A 6,800-nucleotide genomic window follows, 5' to 3' on the forward strand; every position below is an offset into this window, starting at 1 on the left:
CCCGTCGGTGCGCTCCACGGTGACGCCGGCGTCGGCGGGGTCGCCGGGCACCGCGAGGTCCTCGACGCGGCCGGGCGTGGCGGCCGGGTCGGCCGGCGCGAAGCCGCCGACCTTCGGTGTCACGACGACCGGGTGGGCGGCGGCGCGCGTCGTTTCGCGGACGCGTTGCAGCTGCGCCAGTCGGTCGCCCACCACGGCGCCGTCGTCGACGCCGAGCGTCACGACGTCCTCGAGGAGCGCGCCGCCGCTCCGCACCGCGACGCGCGGCGCGACCGCGGCCCCGCTGCGGGTGGCGGGGAGGACGAGCGCGGCGGCGTCGCGGGCCGCCAGGACGGACGTCAGGACGCCGGTCCAGGCGCCCGGGTGCGGTGGGGCGGCGACGCGGTGGACGTGCGGCAGGTAGGCGCTCGCGGCGTCCGCGACGTCGGGGGTCGCGACGCCCTCGAGCGGCGCCCCGAGCGCCTCGGCGAGGGCGCGGGCGGCGGTCGTGGCCTGCAACGCCGCCCGCGTGGGCGTCCCCCCGTCGCCGGGCACGAGGACGAGGACGGCGCCGCTCACGCCGCCCCCTCGCGCAGGACGCGCGCCAGTTCGCGCGCCTGCGCCTCGAGCGGCCCGTCGAGGAGGCGCCGCGCCCGCGCGCGTTGTTCGGGCGCCCGGGCGGTGACGCGCGTGCCGGACGCGGGGGTCGGCGCGTCGGCCACGTCGAGCGGCTTGCGTTTCGCCTTCATGATGTTCGGCAGCGTCGGGTAGCGCGGTTCCGCGAGGCCCTGCTGCGTCGTGACGACGGCGGGCAGCGCGAACGTGAGGGTTTCGGGGCCGGCGTCGCCGTCGTGCACCGCCCGGACGGTGGTGCCGTCCAGCTCCAGGCGGGTCGTCCAGTCGGCCAGCGGCCAGCCGAGGTGTTCGGCGAGGGCCGGACCGAGCGCCGCGCTGTCGGTGTCGGCGTGCTTCCCGCCGGTCAGGACCAGGTCGGGCGCTTCGTCGCGGAGGACGTCGGCGAGGAGGTTCGCCTCCGCCAGCACGTCGCCGGCCTCCGCTCCGTCGGTGCGCAGCAGCCGGGCGCGGTCGGCGCCCATCGCGAGGGCGGTCCGTAGGACCTCCTCGGTCGCGTCGGGCCCGACGGCGAGCGCGACGACCTCCGCGTCCAGCCCCCCTTCCCGCATGCGAAGCGCCTGCTCGACGCCGTACTCGTCCATTCCGTCGAGCCCCCACGCCGCTCCGGACACGGAGACGGCGTCGTCCGCCACCTCCACGCGGGCTTCGACGTCGGGGACGCGACGCACGACCGTCACGATCTTCATGGGTGCCTCCCTTTCGTGTGGGGGAACGGTACCAAACCGGATGGGCGGCGGGGGGCGGCGTCAGGGGTCGCCGCGTTCGCGGGCGTACGCCGCGCGCAGGCGCTCGCCCCACGCGGGCCGGTCCTCGAGGTCGCCGCCGCGCGCCAGGCGCACGCGGAGGCGGACGAACCCGTCGACGTCGCCGCGGCGCGCCAGGTGGCGCGCCAGCACGTCCAGGGCCGCTTCGGGTCCGTCGGCGGGGGTGGGCAGCGTCTCGCGCCGGCGGGCGCCGGCGGGGTCCTCGAGGACGAGTCGGACGCTCCAGCGGCCGCCGTCGCGTTCCACGAACACCTGCTCGACGCGCGCGCCCCCGTACATCCCTCAGGCGTCGCCTTCGAGGCCGAAGGCGTGGTGGACCGCGGCGAGCGCGTCGTCGGCGTACGCGGCGGGTAGCACGACGGAGACGCGCACCTCGCTGGTGGCGACCATGACGATGTTCGCGCCGACCGACGCGACGGCGTCGAACATGCGGCCCGCGACGCCGGGCGTCGACCCGACCGCCACGCCGACGATCGAGAGTTTGACGACGTCCTCGCTGGCGTCGGCGCGACCCCCGATCTCGTCCAGCACCGGCTGGACGGCGTCGAGGGCGTCGGGGACGACGTCCTCGTCGACGGTGAAGGCCATCTGTTGGCGGCTGGCGTCCTCGCCGGGGACGCCCTGGATGATCATGTCGACCGAGACGCCGGCGTCGCCGAGCGCGCCGAAGAGGCGGGCGGCGACGCCGGGGGCGTCGGGCAGGCCGACGAGGTCGATGCGGGCGTGGTGGGCGTCGAGCGCGACGCCGGTGACGGGGTTCTCGCGGATCATGCGGGCCTCCTCGCGGGGGTGCGCCGTGACGCGGGTGCCGGGCGCGTAGGAGAAGCTGCTGCGGACGTGGACCTCCACGCCGTACGTGCGGGCGTACCAGACCGCGCGGGGGTGCAGCACCTTCGCGCCGAGTTGGGCGAGTTCGAGCATCTCGTCGTAGTCGATCGTCTCGAGCCGCGTGGCGTTCGGGACGCGGTGCGGGTCGGTCGTGTAGACCCCGTCGGTGTCGGTGAAGATCTCGCACGTGGGCGCGCCGAGCGCCGCAGCGAGAGCGACGGCGGTGGTGTCCGACCCGCCCCGCCCGAGGGTCGCGACGTCGCCGGCGGGGGTGGCGCCCTGGAAGCCGGCGACCACGACGACGGGGACCTCGTCGAGGTCCGCGAGGACGCGGCGGGGGTCGACCTCGGTGATGCGCGCTTCGCCGTGCAGGTCGCTCACGCGAAAGCCGGCCTGCGCTCCGCTGCGCGAGCGGGCGGGCACGCCGAGCGCGCGGAGGGCGACCGCCAGAAGGGCGCTCGATTGGGTCTCACCGGTCGCCATGAGGGCGTCGAGCTCGCGCTTGTCGGGGCGGTCGGCGAGGTCGCGGGCCATGCCGACGAGGCGGTCGGTGGTGCGGCCCATCGCCGAGACGGTGACGACGACGCGGCCTCCGCGCTCGACGGCGCGTTCGATGCGGCCGGCGACCTTGCGGATGCGCTCGAGGTCGCCGACGCTGGTGCCCCCGAACTTCCAGACGTGCGGGGGGTCGGGGGGTGCGGCGCTCATGGGGTCCGACGCTACCGCGCCGGCGCGCTGCGCGGGTGGGGGCGCCGGCGCCCCCGCACGCCCGGCGCCGCGTCCGGCCCGCGACGATGTGGCGGGAACCGCGTGCTGGACGTGGTAGAACCGGTCCATGAGCGCCGCCCCCACCCCCCTGACCGTCGCGATCGTCGGCGCCGGCCCGTCCGGGTTCTTCGCCGCCGACGCGCTGCTGAAGGCCCGCGACGACGTCCGCGTCGACCTGTTCGACCGCCTCCCCACCCCGTTCGGTCTCGTGCGCTACGGCGTCGCTCCGGACCACGCGAAGATCAAGGCGGTCACGCGGACGTTCGACGCGACGTTGCGCGACCCGCGCGTCCGGTTCTTCGGCAACGTCGACGTGGGGCGCGACGTGAGCGTCGACGAACTGCGCGCCCGCACCCACGCGGTCGTCCTGTCGGTCGGCGCGTCGAGCGACCGGTCGCTCGGCATCGACGGCGAGGCGTTGGAGGGCAGCCTGTCCGCCACGGAGTTCGTCGCCTGGTACAACGGCCATCCCGACTACGCCGACCGGACGCCCGACCTCTCGGGGCGGCACGCGGTGGTGGTGGGCGTCGGCAACGTGGCGGTGGACGTCGCGCGGGTGTTGGCCAAGTCGGTGGACGAACTGCGCGGGACCGACGTCGCGGACCACGCCCTCGACGCGCTCGCGGAGAGCCGCATCGAGACGGTGACGATGCTGGGTCGGCGGGGGCCGGCGCAGGCGAAGTGGACGACGAAGGAGCTGCGCGAGCTCGGCGCGCTCGCGCACGCCGACCTCGCGGTGGACCCGGCCGACCTGGAGCTCGACGCGGCGTCGCGGCGCGCGGTGGAGGCCGACGCCGCGACCGCGCGGAACCTGGCGTTCCTGCGCGAGGCGGCGGCGACGCCGCCGGCCGGCAAACCGCGGACGTTGCGCCTCCGCTTCCTCGTCTCCCCCACGCGCCTGCTGGGGCGCGACGGCCGCGTGCACCAGATGATCGTGGAGCGCAACCGGTTGGAGGACCGCGACGGCTACCTGGCGGCGGTGGCGACCGGCGAGGAGGAGACGCTCGGGGCGGACCTGGTGTTGCGGTCGGTCGGCTACCGCGGGGTGCCGATCCCGGGCGTGCCGTTCGACGCGAAGCGCGGCGTGATCCCCAGCGACGGCGATCAGGTGACGCACGAGGACGGCACGCCGGTGTCGGGGCTGTACGTCTGCGGCTGGATCGGGCGCGGTCCGAGCGGCGTCATCGGGACGAACAAGCCCGATGCGGTGCATACCGTCGAGGCGCTGCTGCAGGATCCGCACCGGGTGCCGCCCGAGGACGCCTCGGAGGGCGCCGTTCCGGCGCTGCTGGAGGCGCGCGGGGTGCGCTGGGTCGACGCCGACGGATGGTACGCCCTGGACGCCGTGGAGCGCGCGGCGGGCGAGGCGGCGGGGCGCCCCCGGGTGAAGGTCACCTCGCGCGCCGCGATGCTGGCCGCGGCGGAGCGGACCACCGACGCGTCGTGAACGCCTGACGCGTGCCGTTCGGCGCGTTTTTCTTGCACGCCCTGCACCCTCGAGGGGCCCGAACGCGTTTTTTGGCCCCGAAACGTGCATGGTGGCGCTTGCAAATGATTCGGTCCGCCCGTATGATTCCTCGACGACTCGGCGCCGACCCCGTTCGGCGTCCGGTCGACCCCACCGAGGAGGCCCCACCCATGGGATGGACCCGCGCGAAGATCCTGAAGAACCTCAAGGACGAGAACGTCACCTTCCTCCGCATGCAGTTCACCGACATTCTCGGGCACAACAAGAACATCGAGGTGCCCACCTCGCAGTTCGAAAAGGCGCTCGACGGCGAACTGATGTTCGACGGCTCGTCGGTCGAGGGCTTCACCCGCATCGAAGAGTCGGACATGCTCCTCAAGCCGGACTTCGACACCTACCTGGTGATGCCGGACCTCGTCGAGGGCGCCGGACGCGGGAAGGTCGCGCGCCTCATCTGCGACATCGCCAACCCCGACGACACGCCGTTCGAGGGCGACCCCCGCTACGCCCTCCGGCGGCAGATCGAGCGACTGAAGAAGCTCGGGTTCGACGACCTGTCCGCCGGCCCCGAACCGGAGTTCTTCCTGTTCACGCTGCACCCCGACGGCAGCCCCACCACCGACACGCACGACGCGGCCGGGTACTTCGACCTCGCCCCGGTCGACCGCGGCGAGGACGCCCGCCGCGACATGGTGAACGCACTCGTGGAGATGGGCTTCGAGATCGAGGCCGCGCACCACGAGGTCGCCCCCGGCCAGCACGAGATCGACTTCAAGTACGGACCCGCCCTCACGACCGCCGACAACATCGCGACGTTCCGCTACGTCGTCAAGCGCATCGCGCGAAACCACGGCCTGCACGCCACCTTCATGCCGAAACCCGCCTCGGGGATCAACGGCTCGGGCATGCACACGCACCTGTCGCTGTTCAAGAACGGCACGAACGCCTTCTTCGACCCGAAGGCGGACCTGCAACTGAGCGACACCGCACTGTCGTTCATCGCCGGCCTGCTCGACCACGCCGCCGGCATGGTCGCGGTGACGAACCCGACGGTGAACAGCTACAAGCGCCTCACGCCCGGGTACGAGGCCCCGACCAACATCGCCTGGTCCGCCTCCAACCGCAGCGCCATGATCCGCATCCCCGCCCGGCGCGGCGTCGGCACCCGCTGCGAACTCCGCATGCCCGACCCGACCGTCAACCCGTACCTGGCGCTCGCGGTGATGCTCGCCGCCGGCCTCGACGGCATCGAACGCAAGCTCGTGCCGCCGCCCTCCATCCAGCGCAACATCTTCGACATGAGCGTCCGCGAGCGGCGCCGCCACAAGATCAAGGAGCTGCCGCCCACCCTCCGCGAAGCGGTCTCGGCGTTCTCGAAGGACAAGGCGATGGTCGGGGCGCTCGGCGAGCACATCGCCGACCACTTCGTCGCCGCGAAGACCGCGGAGTACGAGGACTACCGCATCGAAGTGCACGATTGGGAGCTCGAGACCTACCTCGACGAGTACTGAGGCGTCCTCCAGCTCCCGTCCCGCGCGGCGGCCGACCCTCGGCCGCCGCGCGTCACGTGGGGGGCCGGCCCTCCGTCGCCACCCGCCGTCGCGCCCAGGCGGTGAGCGCCTCCCAGTCGTAGCCGCTGGCGCGTTCCGCGGCGTCGGCCGCGGCGCGGCCGCGCGCCAACGCCGCCGGCGGGTCGCCGGCCACCGCGCGCGCCGCCAACCACGCCGCCGTCCAGCCGCGGAGGCCCTCTCGCCGGAACCAGGTGACGCCCCCGTGGGCATGCACCCCGAACCCCACCTCGCGCAGGGTGGCGTCCTCCGCCGCCGCGAGCAGGTCGGCGGCGTAGCGCCCCTCCCCGTCGGCGGGGCCCGACGCGTCGCGCGCCAGCAACGTCCGCCAGGCCGCCCCCCACGCCGCCGAGGGCAGGTCGGCGTCCTCCACGTCGGCCGCCGGGTCCACCGGGGCCGCCCGCCCCGCGACGCCGCCCGACCCGGCGGGCGCCGCCGGCCGCGGACCCCCCTCGACCGACCCGCGGCGTTCGGCGTCCGGACCGTCGGGGGGTCCGTCGTCCTGCCGCGCCTCGACCGCGAGGTCGCCGGCCTCGAGGCGCCCGACGGCGCGCGCCAGGTCGAGCGCGTCGACGATGCCGAGCGGATCCGTCCACGCCGACGCCCACGCGAAGGCACGCCGCCACGGGGCCCCGGGCGTCCCCGCATCGGCCGGCACGCGCGCCCAGGCCGCCTCGAGCGCCGCCCGATCGAGGCGCGCCGTCCGGCCCGCGGCCGCCGCGGTGGTGGGGGCGGGACCCGAGGGGAGGACCGGATCGGAGGTCGGCTCGGAGGACGGCTCGGAGGCCG

The 6,800-nt window shown here is 75.0% G+C and carries 7 protein-coding genes; 2 read left to right on the forward strand and 5 right to left on the reverse strand.

Annotated features, from left to right (window positions below; genetic code table 11):
- The 4 genes from RI554_09795 to RI554_09810 all read right to left on the reverse strand — a co-directional run.
- On the reverse strand, positions 1 to 558 hold a 558-nt coding region (locus tag RI554_09795; protein MDR9392306.1), incomplete at its 3' end, for a hypothetical protein.
- Positions 555 to 1,301 (reverse strand): electron transfer flavoprotein subunit beta/FixA family protein, encoded by a 747-nt coding sequence (locus RI554_09800; protein ID MDR9392307.1) that lies wholly within the window; start codon positions 1,299 to 1,301, stop codon positions 555 to 557. The genes RI554_09795 and RI554_09800, both read right to left, overlap by 4 nt.
- A gap of 60 nt (positions 1,302 to 1,361) precedes the next feature.
- Positions 1,362 to 1,658, reverse strand: coding sequence for a hypothetical protein (locus RI554_09805; protein ID MDR9392308.1), 297 nt, complete (start codon positions 1,656 to 1,658; stop codon positions 1,362 to 1,364).
- Between the two features lie 3 nt (positions 1,659 to 1,661).
- Complete coding sequence (locus tag RI554_09810) at positions 1,662 to 2,915, reverse strand: aspartate kinase (protein MDR9392309.1); 1,254 nt, start codon at positions 2,913 to 2,915, stop codon at positions 1,662 to 1,664.
- Between the two features lie 127 nt (positions 2,916 to 3,042).
- On the opposite strand from RI554_09810, the gene RI554_09815 reads away from it, so the two are divergent.
- Positions 3,043 to 4,422 (forward strand): FAD-dependent oxidoreductase, encoded by a 1,380-nt coding sequence (locus tag RI554_09815; GenBank protein MDR9392310.1) that lies wholly within the window; start codon positions 3,043 to 3,045, stop codon positions 4,420 to 4,422.
- Positions 4,423 to 4,613: 191 nt separating this feature from the next.
- Positions 4,614 to 5,954, forward strand: coding sequence for a glutamine synthetase family protein (locus RI554_09820; protein MDR9392311.1), 1,341 nt, complete (start codon positions 4,614 to 4,616; stop codon positions 5,952 to 5,954).
- 52 nt (positions 5,955 to 6,006) lie between these two features.
- Here RI554_09820 and RI554_09825 read toward each other — a convergent pair.
- Positions 6,007 to 6,800, reverse strand: a 794-nt coding sequence (locus RI554_09825; GenBank protein ID MDR9392312.1) for a hypothetical protein, incomplete at its 5' end; no start/stop codon positions are given.

Source organism: Trueperaceae bacterium, from assembly GCA_031581195.1.
In the GTDB taxonomy this organism is placed as follows: domain Bacteria; phylum Deinococcota; class Deinococci; order Deinococcales; family Trueperaceae; genus SLSQ01.